We start from the raw sequence: 18,611 nt of genomic DNA, 5'->3' as shown, positions 1-18,611 counted from the left end.
GTTATACACTCCGTTTCAAATAGGATTGAGCGATTTTCAGATAAATACTGCTCGCTTCGCTTAGTTTTTCTTTTAGGCTCAGATTGCTTGGATATTCTTTCACTGCCAGTTGTGCCACCATTTTCGGCAAAATCAGCGCTTCCATTTTATTCAGGCAGCGTACCAGACGAATGGCATTGGAAATATCACCATCAGCAATCATACGGTCATTGGCAAAAGCCTGTGAGGTGCTTTCCTGAAAAGAAAACACCAAAAAGGCATGGTGCAGATGTTTAAAGGTAATGATCAAATCAGGTGCTTTTTCCAGATTTTTGACCAGTTCCAGTTGTTTGTCCTCAGTGACCCGCGCCACAAAGGCCGGGCCATGCGGAAAGACTTTCATGGAAAGAGTAAAATTTTCTGGAAAATGGGCCACTTCCTGTTTGATTTCTTCATCCACCTGGCTTGCCATGACCAGACCTCGGCCAATCACATCCATCATGAGTTTGACATAGGCAAGCTGCAAAGCGGGTTTTACGGATTTAGTCGCAATCACGTGATGATCCCTATCTCAATATTATTAGTTTAGAGTAAATACTCTAATTTATTTGGGGTTGAAATGCAAAGGCTTTATCTTTGCTCGACAGTTACTTGCTTAAAGTACCCGCTGTGACGCAAAGTTTCAATAATTTCAGTGCACAACTGGCTGAATTGGGGTGGTTGTTCGAGCAAATCACTCATGCGTACCATTTCCAGTCCTGCATAGCCACAAGGATTAATGGTATTGAATCCGCTTAGGTCACAATCCAGATTTAGGGACAAACCATGATAGCTACGGCCTTTGCGAATTTTAAAACCAAGTGAGCCAATTTTGCGTTCAGCGACGTAAACCCCGGGGGCATCCGGTTTGGCATAGGCATTAATGCCATATTTTTTAGCAATTCGATCATCAGGTTTTCAGCATAAGACACCAGCGTGCGCACATTCCAGCCCAGACGATTCAAGTCAAACATGAAGTAAGCCACCAATTGACCGGGACCATGCCAGGTCACCTGACCACCACGATCGGTCTGAATCACCGGAATATTGCTTGGTATTAAAATATGTTCCGGTTTGCCTGCCTGACCTTGAGTCAGTACATCCTGATGTTGCAAAATCCACAATTGATCCGGGCTATGTTCATCACGGGTTTCCGTAAATGTTTTCATTTCCAGAAAACGATCTTCATAAGGTGTGAGGTCGTGATATTGACGAATGATCAGCTCGGGCTTTTGCAGCACATCAGTCACAGGAAGTGTCCTTGGTAATTATAAAAAACTGGTCATAATTATAATGATTTCGGCATGAAATAGGGGCGAGATCTGCAATATTTAAGCGCTAGCTCAGTCATTGTACAGGCATAAAAAAACACGCCCGGAAGCGTGTCTTTTGTATTTTCGATTACAATGCAGTTTTAATCAGCGGGCAGGCGGCCAAATCTGCATACACTGCATGCACCTGTTCCAGCTCCAGAAAGCGCAGTTGTGCGGTAATGGAGTGATATTTGCCAGTACGTGATGGTGTAATACTTACGCTATCACCTTCAAAATCTGGAAAATGTTTTAGAAAAATGTCGATGACAGCGTGACGCAATTCATCGCCCGCAAGGCCAATCAGTTTAATCGGATAATCCATAGGGAAAACCCAAAGATGTTCTTGAAGTTCACGAGATGGTGTACGGTCTAACATGGTAGTCCCCCTAATTTTAAACGCCTGCAATCATGCAGGCGTTTGGGTCTGTCTTGGCTACTTAAATGGAGACTGATGATCAAATTTCAAGTCTCCACATCAAGTATCAAATCTTAATCATTCTCAAGGAATGAACGTAAGTGTTCTGAACGCGATGGATGGCGAAGTTTACGCAGTGCTTTGGCTTCAATCTGACGAATACGTTCACGTGTTACGTCAAACTGTTTGCCCACTTCTTCCAAAGTATGGTCGGTCGGCATGTCGATACCAAAACGCATTTTCAGGACTTTGGCTTCACGTTCAGTCAGGTTTTCCAGAACTTCACGTGTTGCTTCTTTCAGGCCTTCAGACGTTGCCGCATCAATTGGTGAAGTGATGTTGCTGTCTTCAATGAAGTCACCCAGATGTGAATCTTCATCATCACCGATCGGTGTTTCCATCGAAATCGGTTCTTTGGCGATTTTCAGTACTTTACGTACTTTAACTTCGTCCATTTCCAGGCGTTCGCCCAGTTCTTCAGGCGTCGGTTCACGACCCATTTCCTGTAGAAGCTGACGAGATACACGGTTGATCTTGTTGATCGTTTCAATCATGTGTACCGGAATACGAATGGTACGTGCCTGATCCGCAATCGAACGGGTAATCGCCTGACGAATCCACCAAGTGGCATAAGTCGAGAATTTATAACCACGACGGTATTCAAACTTGTCTACGGCTTTCATTAGACCGATGTTACCTTCCTGAATCAGATCCAGGAATTGCAAGCCACGGTTGGTATATTTCTTCGCAATCGAAATGACCAGACGTAAGTTCGCTTCAACCATTTCTTTCTTGGCACGACGTGCTTTGGCTTCACCGACAGCCATACGTTTGGCAATGTCTTTAATACCTTTTACATCAAGACCAAGCTCTTTCTCGATATCGGCAATTTTTTGCTGGAAGGCCAATACGTCTGGACGTACTTTTTCCAGATAAGCTTTCTGGTCTGCAGGTGTTTTCGCAATCTGCTCATCTAACCAGGCTGGATTCGATTCCTGACCCGGGAAGCTGGTACGGAACTGGGTACGATCCATACGGCCACGACGTACTGCATAGCGCATCACTTCACGTTCTGCACCACGAATCTGGTCATGGGTACCACGAATCATTTCAGAAATGATATCGAATAGACGCGGGGTAAATTTGAACATCATGAATACAGTTGCAAGTGCCTGAAGAGCTTCTTCAGCCTGTTTGCTGTCACGACCATGTTTTTCAATGGTTGCTTTGGTATTCAGCCATGCATTTTCCAGTTCAGTGAAACGCGCTTTAGCAATTTCAGGATCTGGACCAGAATCTGCTTCTGATTCATCATCAGAATCTGCTTCTTCTTCCTCTTCATCATCGTCCAGTTTTACATCTTTAGTCGATTTTTTCGAGTCAGTCTCATCTTCAGCAAGAACCGCTTCTTCTTCTAGAACTTCAGGAATTTCTTCATCTGATTCAGGATCTAAATAACCTGATAAAAGGTCAGCAAGACGGCGTTCACCCGCTTCATAATCTTTGTATTCTTGCAGTACCACTTCTACCGCATTCGGCCAGTAAGCAATCGAGTGCAAAACATCACGAATACCTTCTTCGATGCGTTTTGCGATGCTGATTTCGCCTTCACGAGTCAGAAGTTCTACTGTACCCATCTCACGCATATACATACGTACAGGGTCAGTGGTACGACCTGGCTCGTTTTCTACCGAGGCAAGTACGGCTGCAGCTTCTTCTTCTGCAACTTCATCCGCCGCTTCTGCAGTATCTTCGAACATCGTATCATCAGATTCAGGCGCGCGATCATGTACCGGAATACCAACGTCATTCAGCATCTGAATGATGTCTTCAATCTGCTCGCTTTCTGTGATGGAGTCCGGCAGATGATCGTTAACCTCAGCGAAGGTTAAATAACCTTGTTCTTTGCCTCGGCTAATCAGAGCCGCTACTTGAGAAGTAGGGGAAGTCATATCGCTCATCTTTTGCTTACTCTTCGTTGAATCTGTGGCAGTAAAAAACCGTACAATGCTGCACGATTTAAGCTCGTTAAATTTAGTGAATAGCCTACATATTTCATCAGTGAATTCAGCATTAAAGCTGTCTGATAAAATATTTAAAATGAAATTCAGTAATTTAAGATGGGGGTGAATTTGTTGTTTTCAAGTTCATCCCATGCGTGTCTGTTTATGACTCAAAAAAGGAGAATCAAAAAACATAAGGACGCAGGGTGGATTATATCATGGCACACAATTGAGACAGAAAAAACCCCTAATTACAAATTAAAAATACGAAAATCCAAATAAAACTTGACTTGTTATTTTAGGCACGATAAATAGCGCTTAAATCCTTTTACATTTTTCACTCATGAGGAAGTTTTAGTGTCTTCTACAGATTTTGAACTAGATGATAACTTCGGTGAAGATGATGTTAATTTCGATGAGGCTTCTAGCAAGCTCAGTGCTAAAGAGTCGTTGGAAAAACGTCGTCTGATCGATGATCTGCTGACCCAACGTCGTTTAGAGCGCGAACTCAAAGATTTTGACTATGACTTCGACGATGATGACGATTTTGACGACGAAGATTAACGAATTCGGATTTAGCATAGCCTGAATAAATGCTATGCTAAACCTTTCGGTTTTCTAAGTTTGGATGTTAGATGAGTGCTTTAGATTTAGACCTGTTGAGTGAATATCTAGATGGTGACCAAAATGAACATGGTCTAGATTTCGCGGCAACCCATGGTTTCTTATGTGCTATTGCAGTAGGCCCAAAATTCGACAAATGGTTAGACGAACTTTTTGATAGTAATCAAAAGAAAGTGCCTGCAGAAATCATCACTCAGGTGCAAGCATGGTTAGAGTCTATTCGTCAAAGCTTAGCCAATGAAGAAGGGATTACGTTCCCGTTTGAAATTGAAGAAGCAGATACTGAATCAAGCTTGGGTGACTGGAGTGTGGGCTTTGTAGACGCCATGTTCCTAAACGAAGACGCTTGGTTTACTGAAGAATTTGAAGAACAACTGGTGGATTTAACCCTGCCAATCATGGTCTTCAGCGGCATTGATGATGAAGATCCACAAATGGAAACTTTCCGTCGCAATGGTCAGTTAATGGATGAACTTGCAGAAGAAATTCCAGAAAACTTAAATGAATTGTATCTGATGTATCACACTCCAGAATAATTCATAAAAAAAGCACCGCAGGGTGCTTTTTTTAGCTTTGGCCTTTTTGCATCTTTGAGATCTACTCGACCCTATTTTCTTTCCAAGCCTGTACGCTTCGCCAGACTATAGCGTGCATAAGCATTGTAGGCGATATGAAACAGCAAGGCATGTAAGGCAATGCTTGCAGCTACCAGGAATGAATTTGTTCCTCTTCCTGTATAGGTGATGGTTCTATAAATCTCATCTGTCTGCGGGTTCATCCAGATGACCACAACTAAAAAGATAAACCCGAATGTCATGGCAATAATAGTGGAGCCCCAGACCAGTTTGCTTTTCTCTTGCTGAGTCGGCAAACGAAGTTCTTTCTTAACAAAGTATCGGGCACTGAGAAAGGCAGAAGCAATCAGGGCAGGAATCAGCAGAATGGCGCCCAGATTGAATACATAGATGAATATGCCTACCAATAGAACCAAGGTCAGATAAACGGTGGCAAAATATTTAAGATAATGCGACATCGTTTTAATCTCCTTAAGGGATCTTCCTCAGGATGGACGATTTTTACGCTGCTGTCTACGGTAGAAAATCCAGATAATAATTACCACAACAATGGCAATAATCACATAACTGACTTTACTGAAAATTTGCTGCATCAAATGCTGGTTTTCGCCAAAATAAAATCCGACACACGCCAAAAATGTGGTCCAGATGATGGTTCCAAGTGCGCTATAAAACATAAATTTCCAGAAGGGCATATGACTCATGCCAGCAGGAATGCTGATCAGCGAGCGAACCGCAGGAATCATGCGGCCAAAGAACACAATCCGGTGACCATAATGCTCAAACCAACTCAATGATTTTTTTACATCTTCTGATTTAATAAATAAATATTTGCCATAACGATCGACAAATTTAAAAATAGAATCATGGTTAAATTTATAGCCAATCCAGTACAGCAAGGCGGCTGCCAGCAGGGAGCCGATACAGCCGGACATGATTACCCCGACGAGTATTAACTCGCCCTGAGAGGCTGAATAGCCCGCGGAAGGCATAATAATTTCGGAAGGGATTGGCGGGAAGACATTATCCAGGAACATGAGCAGAGCAATGCCCCAGTAGCCCAGTTGCTCCATAACGGAAATAATCCATTCGGTCAGATTCATATGATTGGCAAAATAAAAAATACTGCCTGTATCCTAAGCAGTATTTTTTGTGCGGTAAAGTCTTGGAATATAAATGATCAGGCAGAATTAGCTATGCGTCAGGGTATAAATATAAACTTTACGTAAGAAATAGGCCAAGCAGATCGGCAAAATACTTAGCAGGATAAAATGCATGATGCTGGTATTGATATGGTAACCAATGAAAAGCGCCAAGATCGCGCCAATAACGGTTCCCAAGATAACGACGAACAGATGTGATTGCTGTTCAAGCTCTTCAGAAATTTGATGAAGCCGTTGCAACTTTATATTTTCTTTTGGTTGAAATTGAACCAGATTGTCTGAATCTCGAGCAAGTGAGCCTGCCATTTTATATTCCTTTTCACTTAAAAATTTCAGTTAATAATGAAAGACTTAGATTGTAAATTACCGTATCATTAGACTAACAATCTTGTTTGGAAAAAAATGAGGTTCTTGGTAAGGAATTGGTAAGAGTTTTATTGCTGTTGTGATTTTTATGTAAACAAAAACCCTCCGAAGAGGGTCTTTATATATTTCATTACAAAAGGCCAAATTAGAGGCGTTTGCGTTTTGCTGCTAAAATTTGTGATTGACGCATACGAAAACCTTCTTTTTGTTTCTCCGAGGTTTTGTCAATACAGTACACACAAGAGACACCATGTTCATAACTTGGGAGGGCAACTTCTTCTGGAAGTAAAGGCCAGCCACACGCATGACACTTGGTATTTTGGCCTTCTTCAACACCGTGCGTTACGGCAGTACGACCATCAAACACGAAGCATTCACCTTCCCACATGCTTTCTTCAGCCGGGGTTTCTTCCAGGTATTTCAAAATACCGCCTTTCAGGTGATAAACTTCAGTGAAGCCTTCTTGAAGAAGTAAAGAGGTTGATTTTTCACAACGAATACCACCTGTACAGAACATGGCAATTTTCTTGTCTTTGTGCTGTTCCAGATTATTTTTCACGTATTCAGGGAATTCGCGGAAGCTTTCAGTTTTCGGATCAATCGCGCCTTTGAACGTACCTGCTTTGTATTCGTAATCGTTACGGGTATCAACCAGAATCACGTCATCACGTGCAATCAGTTCGTTCCATTCTTTTGGATCAAGATAGTGACCGACTAAATCACGCGGTTTCACTTCCACGCCTAAAGTCACGATTTCTTTTTTTAATTTAATTTTCATTTTACGGAATGGTTTTTCAGAACTGTCAGATTCTTTGTATTCCATTTCGTTAAAACCTTCATTCAGAAGGAACTGGTGAATTTGATCAATCGATGCACGGTCGCCTGCAACCGTACCGTTAATGCCTTCACCTGCCACAATTAGAGTACCGCAAAGGTTGATGGATTTTACCAGGTCCAGAAGACGTTGCTGAAGATCGGCAGGATCTTGAACTTCTTTGAATTGATAAAGTGCGGCAACAACCCAACCAGTCGTCGCTTGCTGTTCTACAGGTGCAAGCTGTTCTACAGTAGCGTTCATGGAATACTCCAACGTAGCATGATAATTTGAAAGGCGCATATTTTAGCTTGATTCGAGTGAATAAGCGAGTAAAACGCAAGTCTTTTAACAGGCTTCAATTCATGGGAGAGAGCGTGTATAGTCATGCCCGGCCCAGGATTTTGTGCAGTGATGCAGATACTGAAAGTTGCAGTATCTTTGGAGTGTGTTTTGAGTTCAGATCGTCGTATTGCGTCTTTAACCCCATGTGCAGGGCGTTGCTCGACCGTATTTGGTGATGCGGTATGTCGTGGTTGTCGCCGTTTTAATCATGAAGTGATTCACTGGAATACGTATAGTGCTGAGCAGCATCGAGCTGTGTGGCAGCGACTGGATGCACAGCTGGATCAGATTCTGGTGCCATTGTTACCGCATGCCGATCTTGTCAAAGTGCAGGCCTTTGTGCTGTCGAAACGGGTGCGCTTGCGTGATGATGCTTCCAAAGGGCGCAAGCTGTATCATGCTTTAAAGCTCTGTGAAAAAAATCGGCATTTTACCGACGATAGTGGTTTAGGCATCCATTATAAGCAGGTGCGTCCGCTCTGGGACGAGTTTGAGCGCCGGATCTTGGCCTTGGCTACCGCCAGTTACGATCTGGCTTTTCTGCGGGCAGACGGTATCAGTCAGCATCTGATTCAGATGGAAGAAGAGGACGAGTAGGTCCTCTTTTTTTATGCTGACTATATTAGACAAGGAGGAATGGGGTGAATATTACCGAATATCTGCTGTATTGTCTGGCCGTAGTAATCATGATCGCGACGCCCGGACCAGTAATGTTACTGGTCGCTAGTGCTGGGCTCAAAGGCGGCTATAAGCATGCCTTGCAGACTATTTTCGGGACTAACTTTGCCTCACTGGTTCTGATTGGTTTATCCATTCTCAGTCTAAAAGGTCTTCTGGTTGTTAACGAAAATTGGCTGAATGGCATTAAGCTACTTGGCTGTTTGTATATTGCCTGGCTGGGAATTCAGATTTTCAGGGAAGTCTGGCAAGGGCAGGGATCAACTGGACCACAAAACCTGCAGCCCGTACAGGGTGGCTTTCGTACCGGTTTTCTGGTAGGTATTTCTAATCCCAAGGATATTATTTTCTTTGCCGCTTTTTTTCCGCAATTTATAGGCATTAGCCCAAACCTCGATTTAAGCTTGGTGATTCTGACAATTAGCTGGATTGTTCTGGATTTTCTCACCCTGTCACTGGTGTATCTGGGTTTTCAGCGATTATCTCGGTCTCAGCTTTATCCGCATTTACTTGGGCTATGTGGCTTGATCTTGTTAATGGTTGCACTGTATGGGATTTATTCCATCTTCAGTTAATTCAATCAATATATACGACACAAAAAATCCCGGACCAAATGCCGGGATTTTCTTTTTAAATAGACTTATATATTGTGTTGCTGGCGGTACTGTACCAGTTCATCAATGGTAATTAGGCTCAGTTGATGCGTCTGTGCATACGAGAGAACTTGAATACCAGAAGCCATGCTGCCATCCGGATTAGTCAGTTCACACAACACGCCGGCAGGTTTTAAACCAGCCAGACGCGCAAGGTCAATAGTACCTTCAGTATGACCACGCCGGGTTAAGACACCACCTTCACGGGCGCGTAATGGGAATACATGACCAGGACGATTCAGATCACTGGCAACTGCGCCGTCTTTAATCGCTGTTTTAATTGTAGTCGTGCGGTCTTTGGCAGAAACACCGGTTGTTACACCCTCTACTGCTTCAATACTTACAGTAAAGGCAGTTTTAAACTGGCTAGAGTTATCTTGTACCATTGGTGGTAACTCTAAATGGTTTGCCAGCTCATCAGTCAGACATAAGCAAACGATGCCGGAACCATCACGAATCATACGCGCCATGGTTTCTATAGTTAAAGTTTCAGCTGCCACAATCAGATCGGCTTCATTTTCACGGTCAAAATCATCCATGACCAAGACAGGTTTGCCTTGGCAGAGATCTTCGAGTGCCTGAAGGATACGTTGTTCAGCAGGGGCTAAAGCAGAAAAGAAAATTTCGGGTTGAATCAAACTTGACATTGAAATGCTCACCTAAACTAAAAATATGATTGAACATTTCAGGACTGAGTGAAAATAGGCTTATAGCAAAAACAGGTGTATGCACGGCATACAGCCTTGGTGCTGCTTTCGTCTTCTTTCATCCGGACTATACCGTCGGCTCTGGATTTGCACCAGATCTGCAGATCAATCGAAATTGACCGCTCGTGGGCTAATTCAAGCCTAATTATAAAAAGCTGAAATTACCACCGGTGGGGAATCACACCCCGCCCTGAAGCGATGTAAGAACATTATAGTCCTGATTTTAAAAAGATGGGATGGTTGAAATGGAAAGTAATTTGCAGAATTTTAGATAAACAAAACAGATAATCTGAATTACCCAGGTTTTTAGCAAAATACTGGAAATATGCTATGGTGTGAGGAAGATTAGAAATCCTTCAATCATTCTAACAATGCATAAAACTGAGCTGATCCGAAATAATCAATTTTCGCCCTTGCTGTTCTGCAATGTAGAAGTACTACGTTATTTAAAAATCTTGGGCTTGGCACTCATCACGGTCAGTTTGCTGTATTTAATGGCAGCGAACTGGTGGATGCTGCCGGATCCGGTTCAGCTGGCAATCCCGATGCTGATTTTACTCTGTAGTGCAACAGCAAGTATTTACTTCGACCAGCAGGAATGGGTGAGACAGAGTCTGGATACAGTATCTGGTCTCATGCTGGGTTTAAGTCTGGCAATGATTGGGCAGATTTATCAAATCAAACTGGCGCAGATAGTTATCTGTTATTTTTGCTCTGGTCAGCCTTGCTCTTACCATGGCTCTATCGCTCCAATATTGGCATTTTTGTCATGCTTTGCGTAGTGAGCCAGCTGACGTTGTATCTGTATTTTAAACAGAGCTTCTGGATGGGAAGAGCAGAAGGGTTGTATTTGCTCGGTCTAAATTTGCTGACAGCACTTAGCTTTGCGTATGCCATGCGCTATTACGCGCTGCTACGTTTTCTGTTTATCGCATTTGTGATCGTGATTTCGATCAGCAGCATGATGCAGTTTATTCATCACTCTAAGCTGATCTATTTAGCTTCTTCAGTTGTTTTACCGACAGGTGCCGCATTTTATTTTTATAGGAAACATCAGGCGCTAGAAGTCATTCTTCTCATTGCAGGTTTGGCTGCCAGTGTGAGCTTATGGGTATTTGAACTGGTTGAAAATCAACTGACCAATTCAGCTACTGGACTATTTGTGCTGGCTGTGCTGATTTTTGGCTGGTTTGCCTTAATTAGTTTTGCTTTAAATAGAATTTTTCCACAAACCAAATTTTCTGTGATTCCTCTGGCACTCGGTGCCTGGATTTCGGGGATTATTCTTGCAGTCCTGTTACTGACTTACTGGGAAGCATTTTCGATTTTAATGGGGATCATTTTTATAGGCATCGCCTGGAAACTGCTGGGTCAGCAGGCTTCAGTTTTTATGCACCAGTTTGCCTATTGCTTGTGGATCTGTGGTCAGGCAGCAGTTTTAATTCATACAGAACTGCTGACCGACAGTATAGTTGTAGTCTGGCTGCTGCAATTATTAATGCTGGGGCTTACTACCATCAAACGGATGCACTGGTCTATTTTGACCCTACAGCTGCTGATGACGCATGCATTAGCAATCGTGGTTCTGGTCTTAGAGAATTCTTTTAAACATGATGACATGGTGATCAGTATCATACTCAGCTTGAACTATGTCATTTTCATCGGAATATTCCTAACAGCGCGTTATTGGCAATCTTCGCATTATCAGAAAAGTATCTTTCTCTGGATGATTGCCATGCTGACAGGTTCAGCGGTGGTTCAGGCGGTGACCGGATTAGAGCACTGGCACAGCATTGGACAGATCAGCTTTGACCAAGTCCTGTTATTTTATATTCTTCCGAGCTTATTGTTGTTCAGTTTTATTTGGCAAAACTGGCAACAATTTTCTGAAAAATGGCTCTGGTTAATTCCGGTTCTGGGTTTATTACTGATCCTGCTGGGCTATTTTGAAATTTTTATCATTATGCTGCTCATGGCCTGGGCTGTAGTCTATCAGCAACGACTGATGCAAGCTCTGTCGATTTTATTGCTGATCTTCTGGTTATGGATGCTGTATTACAATCTGGGGCTGAGTTTCCTGGTAAAGAGCCTAACGATTTTCATCTCAGGTCTTATGGTTTGGTGCATGGTCTATGGCTTAAAGCAGGTAAGGATTAGACCTGGTCAGGAGGAAACTGCATGAAAAAGTTTCTTCCTCTGATTCTGGCCGGATTCAGTATTCTGCTCTTTGTGGGATTGATCCTGAAACATGAACATCATTTAGTGAACAGCCAGTCCATTTTCGTCGAGCTTGCTCCGTTCGATCCGCGCTCAATCTTGCAAGGCGATTATATGGTACTGAATTATGAGCTGCATTTCGAGGGTGATGCTGAAGCGGATCGTGGAGAAGAGGGTAGTTTAGCGGATAAGAAAATTGCAGCCTTAGAAAAGCATATTCAGGATCAGACACATCTTCTAAGCTATGTACAGCTAGATGATCAGCATCGTGTGATTCAAACTAGCATGGATGAAAATCTTTTAAAAACTCATCAGGGAACTTCCGCGCGTTTGCTTCTAAAAAATCCTTCCAATCGATTAGCCAATTTATATCCGGCAGCGAGTAGCTTTCTGTTTGCAGAAGGATTGGAGCCGTGCTATCGCAACGCAAAATATGCCGAGATTAAAGTTAAAGATAATGGACAGGCTTTATTGGCGAATCTGGTGGATCAGAATCTGCGAGCTTTAAATTGCGAAAGCCAAAAAGACTGGGTACAAGGCGGTTAATTAAGATCTATTTTTAGAAGTATTTTTCAATAAAAAAGCCCGCATATTGCGGGCTTTTTAAAATCTTGGACTTAAGCTACTTGCACAGGAATACAGTTCGCTGTGTGGCTGACTGTATTGTTTGGGTTAGCATAAACTAAGCGAGGCTGATGGGCATTCGCTTCAGCTTCAGTGAAATCGCCAAAGGTTGCAATAATCACGATATCGCCTACATCGGCCTGATGCGCAGCGCCACCATTGACTGAGATGATGCCTGAATTGTCTTCGCCACGAATTGCATAAGTTGCAAAACGTTTACCATTGGTCACGTTCCACACATGAATTTCTTCGTATTCACGAATGCCAGCCAAATCCATCAAAACGCCATCAATTGCACATGAACCTTCATAGTGTAGTTCTGCATGTGTAACGTGAGCGCGGTGAATTTTGCATTTTAATAAACGAGATAGCATGGCTAGCGTCCCCTGAGTTGACCTAAGAGTTTGATCATTTGGTTAAATCAATCTTGCTTGCTGTATGGTGAACAATCGAGCAAACGCATTTTGCGCTTAAATAAACTTTCTGGCAAGCGGAATTGTCCAGCAATTTTTGAATGTTTAGTTCGGCTTATATGCGTTGATTTGATTCATGGCTTGCTGTACTTCACCATTCACCAGCATTTTTGTGCGGGCGAGGGCATGGGAAATTGCATCATCCATTAAGTTCTGTTCGCTGCTAGGTGCTTTACTGAGCACATGACCGGAAACACGGTCTTTGGCACCAGGATGACCAATTCCAATACGCAGGCGATGGAAGTTTGAACCAATATGCGGAACGATATCGCGTAGACCATTATGACCACCGTGACCACCGCCAGTTTTCAGGCGAATGACACCAGGATTCATGTCCAGTTCATCATGGGCAATCAGGATCGATTCAGGTGCGATATTGTAAAATTTGGCGAAAGGAACAACACTTTTACCGGAAAGGTTCATAAAGGTTGTCGGTAGAAGAAGACGGACGTCTTGACCTTCGATATTGCCACGACCGCTAAATCCATTGAATTTCGGGTCTTTTTTGAGGACAATGCCATATTGGTCTGCAAGGCGTTCTACGAACCAGAAGCCTGCATTATGGCGGGTTTGGGCATACTCAGAACCTGGGTTACCCAAACCAACAATCAGTGAAATATTTGACACTAATTACACCATTAACACTTATGCGCGTTTGAAGTCAGCGTGCATAGGTGTGTTTTTAGCTGGGTGACGTTGTAACGCTTGGATTTTAACGCTTTCAACTTTACCGTCTACATCAATTTCGATAACTTCTTCAAAGAATGAATTGTTTTCTAAGAATTTAACAAGCTGACGAAGCTCAACAGTAATTGCTACAGGAGCAGCTTCACCACCGTAGATGATTGCAGGAACTTTAGCTTGAAGACGAAGGCGGCGGCTCGCACCTTTCCCTTGAACTGCTTCTTCACGTGCTGCTGCGTTTAATACGAAGTTTGCCATGATAGACATCCTATTTAAGTTAAATGAACCAGACTTGCGACCAGTCTGGTGAGTAAAAGCCCTACCAAATGGCAGGGCTTTGAAAATTCAGCGCTCTATTATAGATAAGAATCAAACATTGCGCTAATAGATTCTTCGTTGTTAATACGACGAATCGTTTCGGCAACCATGCTGGCTACCGAAACCTGGCGAATCTTGCCCAGTGCTAAAGCTTCATCAGAAAGAGGAATGGTATCAGTCACAACCAGTTCATCAATCACAGAATTCTTTAAGTTTTCAATCGCTTTACCAGAAAGTACTGGATGCGTTGCATACGCAACAACCTTGCGAGCACCGAAAGTTTTCAATGCATCAGCAGCTTTGCATAACGTACCAGCAGTATCTACCATGTCATCAACGATGACACAATCACGATCTTTTACATCGCCAATCAAATGCATCACTTGTGATTCATTCGCTTTTTGACGACGCTTATCGATGATTGCAAGATCGATATCGCCCATTTGTTTCGCAACAGCACGTGCACGCACTACACCACCCACGTCAGGTGAAACCACCATCAGGTTGTGATGCGATTGTTGACGCAAGTCAGCAAGTAGCGCTGGTGTACCGTAGATGTTGTCTACAGGGATATCGAAGAAGCCTTGGATCTGGTCAGCATGCAAGTCGATCATCACAACACGGTCAACGCCTACAGTAGTGAGCATGTCTGCTACAACTTTTGCAGTAATTGGAACACGTGCTGAACGTGGACGACGGTCTTGACGAGCATAACCAAAATAAGGAATCACGGCAGTAATACGACCTGCACTTGCACGACGCAAAGCATCAGCCATTACTAAGATTTCCATCAGGTTATCGTTAGTTGGGGCACAAGTAGGTTGTACGATAAATACGTCTTTACCACGAACGTTTTCAGTAATCTCGACAGCAATTTCACCGTCAGAGAACTGACCTACAGAGGCAGCGCCTAGAGGAATATGTAAGTGACTTACGACTTTTTGAGCGAATTGTGGATGCGCAGATCCACTAAAAACGACAAGATTGGGCATGAAGCACCCTTGGCGGTTGGGATATATGGGAATAGATGGCAGGGGTAGCTGGATTCGAACCAACGGATGCCGAGATCAAAACCCGGTGCCTTACCACTTGGCGATACCCCTAATGCGGCAGAACTTTAATATTTTTGCGGTAAAGTGTCAAGGTAAATTAACAGTCTTACAGCAAATGAGTGTTCTGTCTTTTTTCGAGAAAATGGCAGGGGCGGCTGGATTCGAACCAACGGATGCCGAGATCAAAACCCGGTGCCTTACCACTTGGCGACGCCCCTAATTTGATGACTGTAAGATGGCAGGGGTAGCTGGATTCGAACCAACGGATGCCGAGATCAAAACCCGGTGCCTTACCACTTGGCGATACCCCTAATACAGTACATCTACAGGTGAAAAATGGCAGGGGTAGCTGGATTCGAACCAACGGATGCCGAGATCAAAACCCGGTGCCTTACCACTTGGCGATACCCCTATCTACACTTTAAACTGAACTAAAGGTGATTCTTGTAAACTGTTGACCAGGTAAGCTTTACATGGTGCATTTGCAAGAATATCTTCGATATTCAGATTTTCAGTGACTTCAATAAACACACAAGCACCTGTACCTGTAAGCTTTGCTTTTCCGAACTGGTCGAGATATTGCATTGCTTCATCGACTTCGAGATATAAGCTTCTTGCCAGTGGCTCAAAGTTATTTCCAAAATCAGATGGCGTTTCCTGATAGGCGCAAAATTTAGTGCTCTTCGTGTCTCTTGTCAATGCTTTTTGCGAAAAAAGTAGTTGAGTGCTGATAAAACAATCAGGTTTTAACACAATGAATTTTTTTTGATCTAAGTCTATGAATGTTAAGTGTTCACCAATGCCTTCAGCCCAGGCATTTTTACCATGCACAAATATCGGCACATCTGCACCCAGTTTAACCCCGAGATCTGCCAGTTGCTCAACATTTAAACCGCACTGCCAGAGCTGGTTTATCACAATCAGGGTCGTCGCTGCATTGGAAGACCCACCGCCAAGACCTGCACCCATCGGGATATTTTTTTCCAGACGAATTTTTAGTCCGCACGGCGTTTGGGCATAAGGCTTCAACAACTGTATCGCCCGATAGATTAGATTCTGTTGCAGATCGACGGAGGCCAGACCTTCAATCTGAATCGCATCATCGGCGCTTGGTTCAAACTCCAGCCAGTCATACAGGTCAATCAGCTGAAAAATACTTTGCAGCTCATGATAACCATTTTCACGGCGACCGGTGATATGTAAAAACAAATTCAGTTTAGCAGGCGAGGGAACACGAATCATCATGGGCTGGAATCAGGTCAATTAACGGTTTTCAATGATCATTGTAATACGGTTTTCTGCACCATTTCCAAGTGACTGCTTTAAAATCAAACGGTTTGGCATTTTGGCCTGCGCATTATAATTGAGATCGACCGTCCAGCCCTGTTCGATAATCTGGTTAATTCGCTGTGTATCATCTTTTTGTAATTTGGCAGTCGTGGTAGCAGGGCGGGCTTGTACCCAATCGACTAAATAACTGATCGGCGCTTGCCAGCCGGTTGCACGTTGCAGTAATTCTTCGGCACTGGCTGCCTGAATCACACCGGTTTTTGCGCTGTTTAAGGTCACTTGTCCCGGTGTGCCAGAAATCTGGGTTTTACCGACACCTAAGATACCGCTGAGCTCAATATCGAATTCTTCCTGCTGTTGTACCCAGGTAAAGAATGCGCTGCCAGTCTGTTGAGGGGTACGAACGCCAATTTTACCTTGCAGCTGAAATTGATTCTCTGCCTGTACAGACGGGGTGGCAGGCGCTTGAGGCTTGATCATCTGCTGACAGCCAGTTAAAAATAAAGCAGTGGCTGCAAAGGCACAGCAGCCCAATTGGCTCAAATTGCGCATAAATTAATTAACTCGTTTTGGTTTGTGGTGCTAACAATAGCGAATTAAGTTGTTTCAATTCTGGGTCATTTGGATGGTTTTGTTGTAATTGTTGTAACACTTGATGGAAGTGTTGTAGATCACCTTTCATGTACAAGGAACGGGCATAACGCACGCCAATCTTCACATTCGGATTCAACTGATAAGCTTTGTATAACACGTCCGCAGCTGTGGCGAAGTCATTCTGTAAATAACAGATATAACCATAGGTATCCAGAATGGATGCCTGTTCCGGTGCATATTCCAGTGCCTGTTCGACATAGCGGCGTGCTTCTTCGAGACGACGGTTCTGCATCGCCAGGGTATAGGCATAGGCATTCAGATAGGTCGGACTGTTCGGTTCAATTTTAAGTAAAGTGCTAAGTAGTTCATCCAGCTTGATGCGATCCTGATGGGGATCTAGCAACAGGACTTGCGAATAAACCAGTTCAGGGTCATCGGGCAGGTTTTTGCTGGCTTCTTCCAGCAGGCGAATAGCAGCTTTTTTATTCTGCATACGCGTCAAAATATCCGCCTGGGCCAGATAGAGGAAGCTGGCATGTTGTGGATAATTGACTCTTTCCTGTGTTAAGAAACGCAGCGCATCATGCAGCTTATCCTGCTGGGCGAAAATCGAGATCATGTTGCGACGTGAGACGGTGTAAAGACTGCCATCGACCAGACGATAATAGGCTTTAGCCGTTTCATAATGCTGTTTGCGTTCTGCATTGACCGCCAGATAATAATAAGCTTCATTTTGATACTGCGCAGAATAACGCAGTTCGACCAGATATTTTTCGGCTTTCTCGTATTCTTCCAGGTCGATACTGGTTAGTCCGGCAATAAACAGGGCTTCTTCGGCAGTCGGCCATTTTTTTAGAATGTCTTGCAGTTTTTTTAGCGCCAAAGTCGCTTCGTTCAGCTTGACCAGATATTTGACTTCGGCCAGACGCACATCCAGATTATTGCGGTGTTTACGGCTGGATTTTTCATACCATTGCAGTGTCGCCTGAGTATCGCCGAGTGCATTGAGCAGATTGGCTTTCATCAGGATATATCCAGTCGCATTCGGGCGTTTTTTTAAGGCACGGTTAACTGTATTTAGAGCCTGTTCGAGCTGACCATTTTGCGCTTCCAGACCGGCCACCAGCACCAGAATAGACGGGTTGTCCTTGGCTTTGGTGGTACTTAAGGCCTGAATCAGATAAGTACGGTCTTCTCTACCTTCTGGTGAAATCCCTGCGAGAATTTCTTCCAGATCGGCGCTGTCATCAATTTGCAGGATTTTTTCTAAGGTCTCAGCGGCCAGCTCATATTCATGTGCTTTCAGGGCAATATGTGATAAATAAAATAAAGCGGGGACATCTTGCGGCTCTTGTACCACCCAGTGCGTGGAGATATCTAGTGCTGCCTGAAGATCATCATGTTCCAGCGCGACATTCAGCGCACGCTGCTTGACTGAAGTGGAATTGCTCTTGATCGCTAGCACCGTATAGTTGTGCAAAGCGGTCGGAATGTCATGTGCAGCGATGGCAAACTCAGCCATCATACTTTGTTTTATCGCATCATAATTTTGATTTGCATGGTAAACTGCTTCCGCTGCATAGAGATGTGCAGTCGAAGCCATGCTACCCACCAGTAGGAATGTGGTAGAATATTGCTTAATTGTAGGGCCGTTGATACGGCTAATTGTTTGACGCAATTTTTTA

At 43.6% G+C, this 18,611-nt stretch carries 20 protein-coding genes, 4 tRNA genes, 2 pseudogenes and 1 riboswitch; of the genes and pseudogenes, 6 read left to right on the top strand and 20 right to left on the bottom strand.

Going from position 1 to position 18,611, the window contains the following annotated elements:
* Nucleotide 1 precedes the first annotated feature (1 nt).
* The 4 genes and pseudogenes from HGD77_RS11350 to rpoD all read right to left on the bottom strand — a co-directional run bounded on the left by HGD77_RS11350 (nt 2) and on the right by rpoD (nt 3,755).
* Nucleotides 2-535: a hypothetical protein gene (locus tag HGD77_RS11350; protein ID WP_005106305.1), complete on the bottom strand. Its 534-nt coding sequence runs from the start codon at nt 533-535 to the stop codon at nt 2-4.
* A gap of 74 nt (nt 536-609) precedes the next feature.
* Nucleotides 610-1,268, bottom strand: a pseudogene (lipB, locus tag HGD77_RS11345) (lipoyl(octanoyl) transferase LipB).
* Between the two features lie 151 nt (nt 1,269-1,419).
* Nucleotides 1,420-1,707: a YbeD family protein gene (locus HGD77_RS11340; RefSeq protein WP_004280625.1), complete on the bottom strand. Its 288-nt coding sequence runs from the start codon at nt 1,705-1,707 to the stop codon at nt 1,420-1,422.
* A gap of 113 nt (nt 1,708-1,820) precedes the next feature.
* Nucleotides 1,821-3,755 (bottom strand): RNA polymerase sigma factor RpoD, encoded by a 1,935-nt coding sequence (rpoD, locus tag HGD77_RS11335; RefSeq protein ID WP_224215688.1) that lies wholly within the window; start codon nt 3,753-3,755, stop codon nt 1,821-1,823.
* Between the two features lie 351 nt (nt 3,756-4,106).
* On the opposite strand from rpoD, the gene HGD77_RS11330 reads away from it, so the two are divergent.
* Complete coding sequence (locus tag HGD77_RS11330; protein ID WP_004280622.1) at nt 4,107-4,313, top strand: PA3496 family putative envelope integrity protein; 207 nt, start codon at nt 4,107-4,109, stop codon at nt 4,311-4,313.
* A gap of 71 nt (nt 4,314-4,384) precedes the next feature.
* A complete protein-coding gene (locus tag HGD77_RS11325; protein ID WP_004280621.1) occupies nt 4,385-4,909 on the top strand; it encodes a YecA family protein in 525 nt (174 codons plus the stop codon).
* A 71-nt stretch (nt 4,910-4,980) separates the two neighbouring features.
* Here HGD77_RS11325 and HGD77_RS11320 read toward each other — a convergent pair whose 3' ends face one another.
* From HGD77_RS11320 to HGD77_RS11305, 4 genes are all read right to left on the bottom strand, one after another.
* Nucleotides 4,981-5,406 carry an ABZJ_00895 family protein gene (locus HGD77_RS11320; RefSeq protein WP_086044565.1) on the bottom strand — a complete coding sequence of 142 codons (426 nt, stop codon included), beginning with the start codon at nt 5,404-5,406 and terminating at the stop codon, nt 4,981-4,983.
* A 27-nt stretch (nt 5,407-5,433) separates the two neighbouring features.
* Nucleotides 5,434-6,051 carry a DedA family protein gene (locus HGD77_RS11315; RefSeq protein WP_004731893.1) on the bottom strand — a complete coding sequence of 206 codons (618 nt, stop codon included), beginning with the start codon at nt 6,049-6,051 and terminating at the stop codon, nt 5,434-5,436.
* 87 nt (nt 6,052-6,138) lie between these two features.
* Complete coding sequence (locus HGD77_RS11310; protein WP_004280617.1) at nt 6,139-6,417, bottom strand: hypothetical protein; 279 nt, start codon at nt 6,415-6,417, stop codon at nt 6,139-6,141.
* Between the two features lie 205 nt (nt 6,418-6,622).
* Nucleotides 6,623-7,555 (bottom strand): rhodanese-related sulfurtransferase, encoded by a 933-nt coding sequence (locus HGD77_RS11305; protein ID WP_004645789.1) that lies wholly within the window; start codon nt 7,553-7,555, stop codon nt 6,623-6,625.
* 189 nt (nt 7,556-7,744) lie between these two features.
* Between HGD77_RS11305 and HGD77_RS11300 the strand changes: the two genes are divergently transcribed.
* Both HGD77_RS11300 and HGD77_RS11295 read left to right on the top strand, forming a co-directional pair.
* Nucleotides 7,745-8,233, top strand: coding sequence for a DUF1289 domain-containing protein (locus HGD77_RS11300; protein ID WP_086044935.1), 489 nt, complete (start codon nt 7,745-7,747; stop codon nt 8,231-8,233).
* A 44-nt stretch (nt 8,234-8,277) separates the two neighbouring features.
* Nucleotides 8,278-8,889, top strand: coding sequence for a LysE family translocator (locus HGD77_RS11295; RefSeq protein ID WP_086044566.1), 612 nt, complete (start codon nt 8,278-8,280; stop codon nt 8,887-8,889).
* Nucleotides 8,890-8,954: 65 nt separating this feature from the next.
* On the opposite strand, the gene ribB is transcribed toward HGD77_RS11295, so the two are convergent.
* Nucleotides 8,955-9,614, bottom strand: a complete 660-nt coding sequence (gene ribB, locus HGD77_RS11290; protein WP_129716270.1) for a 3,4-dihydroxy-2-butanone-4-phosphate synthase — start codon at nt 9,612-9,614, stop codon at nt 8,955-8,957.
* A gap of 106 nt (nt 9,615-9,720) precedes the next feature.
* Nucleotides 9,721-9,875, bottom strand: a riboswitch (FMN riboswitch).
* 170 nt (nt 9,876-10,045) lie between these two features.
* Between ribB and HGD77_RS11285 the strand changes: the two are divergent.
* Together HGD77_RS11285 and HGD77_RS11280 are read left to right on the top strand one after the other, a co-directional pair.
* Nucleotides 10,046-11,856: pseudogene (locus HGD77_RS11285) on the top strand (DUF2157 domain-containing protein).
* On the top strand, nt 11,853-12,437 hold the full coding sequence (locus HGD77_RS11280) for a GDYXXLXY domain-containing protein (protein ID WP_005106315.1): 585 nt from the start codon (nt 11,853-11,855) through the stop codon (nt 12,435-12,437). Before HGD77_RS11285 ends, HGD77_RS11280 begins: the two are co-directional and overlap by 4 nt.
* Nucleotides 12,438-12,508: 71 nt before the next feature.
* Here HGD77_RS11280 and panD read toward each other — a convergent pair whose 3' ends face one another.
* The 11 genes from panD to HGD77_RS11225 form a co-directional block, all read right to left on the bottom strand.
* On the bottom strand, nt 12,509-12,889 hold the full coding sequence (panD, locus tag HGD77_RS11275; protein WP_004280606.1) for an aspartate 1-decarboxylase: 381 nt from the start codon (nt 12,887-12,889) through the stop codon (nt 12,509-12,511).
* A 144-nt stretch (nt 12,890-13,033) separates the two neighbouring features.
* On the bottom strand, nt 13,034-13,615 hold the full coding sequence (pth, locus tag HGD77_RS11270; protein WP_086044568.1) for an aminoacyl-tRNA hydrolase: 582 nt from the start codon (nt 13,613-13,615) through the stop codon (nt 13,034-13,036).
* 18 nt (nt 13,616-13,633) lie between these two features.
* Nucleotides 13,634-13,930: a 50S ribosomal protein L25 gene (rplY, locus tag HGD77_RS11265; protein ID WP_004645781.1), complete on the bottom strand. Its 297-nt coding sequence runs from the start codon at nt 13,928-13,930 to the stop codon at nt 13,634-13,636.
* A gap of 98 nt (nt 13,931-14,028) precedes the next feature.
* Nucleotides 14,029-14,982, bottom strand: a complete 954-nt coding sequence (locus tag HGD77_RS11260; RefSeq protein WP_004280601.1) for a ribose-phosphate pyrophosphokinase — start codon at nt 14,980-14,982, stop codon at nt 14,029-14,031.
* Nucleotides 14,983-15,018: 36 nt separating this feature from the next.
* Nucleotides 15,019-15,093 (bottom strand) — tRNA-Gln (locus tag HGD77_RS11255).
* A 92-nt stretch (nt 15,094-15,185) separates the two neighbouring features.
* Nucleotides 15,186-15,260, bottom strand: a tRNA-Gln gene (locus HGD77_RS11250).
* Between the two features lie 18 nt (nt 15,261-15,278).
* Nucleotides 15,279-15,353 (bottom strand) — tRNA-Gln (locus tag HGD77_RS11245).
* Nucleotides 15,354-15,379: 26 nt separating this feature from the next.
* Nucleotides 15,380-15,454: transfer RNA gene (locus HGD77_RS11240), tRNA-Gln, on the bottom strand.
* Nucleotides 15,455-15,456: 2 nt separating this feature from the next.
* The gene (gene ispE, locus HGD77_RS11235; RefSeq protein WP_086044936.1) at nt 15,457-16,284 is read right to left on the bottom strand and encodes a 4-(cytidine 5'-diphospho)-2-C-methyl-D-erythritol kinase; all 828 of its coding nucleotides are present in this window, start codon (nt 16,282-16,284) and stop codon (nt 15,457-15,459) included.
* 21 nt (nt 16,285-16,305) lie between these two features.
* Nucleotides 16,306-16,884 carry a lipoprotein insertase outer membrane protein LolB gene (gene lolB, locus HGD77_RS11230; protein WP_004645779.1) on the bottom strand — a complete coding sequence of 193 codons (579 nt, stop codon included), beginning with the start codon at nt 16,882-16,884 and terminating at the stop codon, nt 16,306-16,308.
* Between the two features lie 7 nt (nt 16,885-16,891).
* Nucleotides 16,892-18,604, bottom strand: a complete 1,713-nt coding sequence (locus HGD77_RS11225; protein ID WP_165353902.1) for a tetratricopeptide repeat protein — start codon at nt 18,602-18,604, stop codon at nt 16,892-16,894.
* Between the last annotated feature and the right edge of the window lie 7 nt (nt 18,605-18,611).

The organism is Acinetobacter sp. NEB149, from assembly GCF_012516415.1.
GTDB classification, from domain to species: Bacteria; Pseudomonadota; Gammaproteobacteria; order Pseudomonadales; family Moraxellaceae; genus Acinetobacter; species Acinetobacter lwoffii_V.
Note: the sequence above shows the minus strand (reverse complement) of the source record. Positions and strands in the feature narration are given on the sequence as shown.

Bases quoted from the DNA above. Each gene is read 5' to 3' on its own strand.
- HGD77_RS11340 (WP_004280625.1), bottom strand. From the start codon at position 1,707: ATGTTAGACCGTACACCATCTCGTGAACTTCAAGAACATCTTTGGGTT.
- HGD77_RS11325 (WP_004280621.1), top strand. From the start codon at position 4,385: ATGAGTGCTTTAGATTTAGACCTGTTGAGTGAATATCTAGATGGTGAC.
- HGD77_RS11320 (WP_086044565.1), bottom strand. From the start codon at position 5,406: ATGTCGCATTATCTTAAATATTTTGCCACCGTTTATCTGACCTTGGTT.
- HGD77_RS11315 (WP_004731893.1), bottom strand. From the start codon at position 6,051: ATGAATCTGACCGAATGGATTATTTCCGTTATGGAGCAACTGGGCTAC.
- HGD77_RS11310 (WP_004280617.1), bottom strand. From the start codon at position 6,417: ATGGCAGGCTCACTTGCTCGAGATTCAGACAATCTGGTTCAATTTCAA.
- HGD77_RS11305 (WP_004645789.1), bottom strand. From the start codon at position 7,555: ATGAACGCTACTGTAGAACAGCTTGCACCTGTAGAACAGCAAGCGACG.
- ribB (WP_129716270.1), bottom strand. From the start codon at position 9,614: ATGTCAAGTTTGATTCAACCCGAAATTTTCTTTTCTGCTTTAGCCCCT.
- HGD77_RS11280 (WP_005106315.1), top strand. From the start codon at position 11,853: ATGAAAAAGTTTCTTCCTCTGATTCTGGCCGGATTCAGTATTCTGCTC.
- panD (WP_004280606.1), bottom strand. From the start codon at position 12,889: ATGCTATCTCGTTTATTAAAATGCAAAATTCACCGCGCTCACGTTACA.
- rplY (WP_004645781.1), bottom strand. From the start codon at position 13,930: ATGGCAAACTTCGTATTAAACGCAGCAGCACGTGAAGAAGCAGTTCAA.
- HGD77_RS11260 (WP_004280601.1), bottom strand. From the start codon at position 14,982: ATGCCCAATCTTGTCGTTTTTAGTGGATCTGCGCATCCACAATTCGCT.
- ispE (WP_086044936.1), bottom strand. From the start codon at position 16,284: ATGATTCGTGTTCCCTCGCCTGCTAAACTGAATTTGTTTTTACATATC.
- lolB (WP_004645779.1), bottom strand. From the start codon at position 16,884: ATGCGCAATTTGAGCCAATTGGGCTGCTGTGCCTTTGCAGCCACTGCT.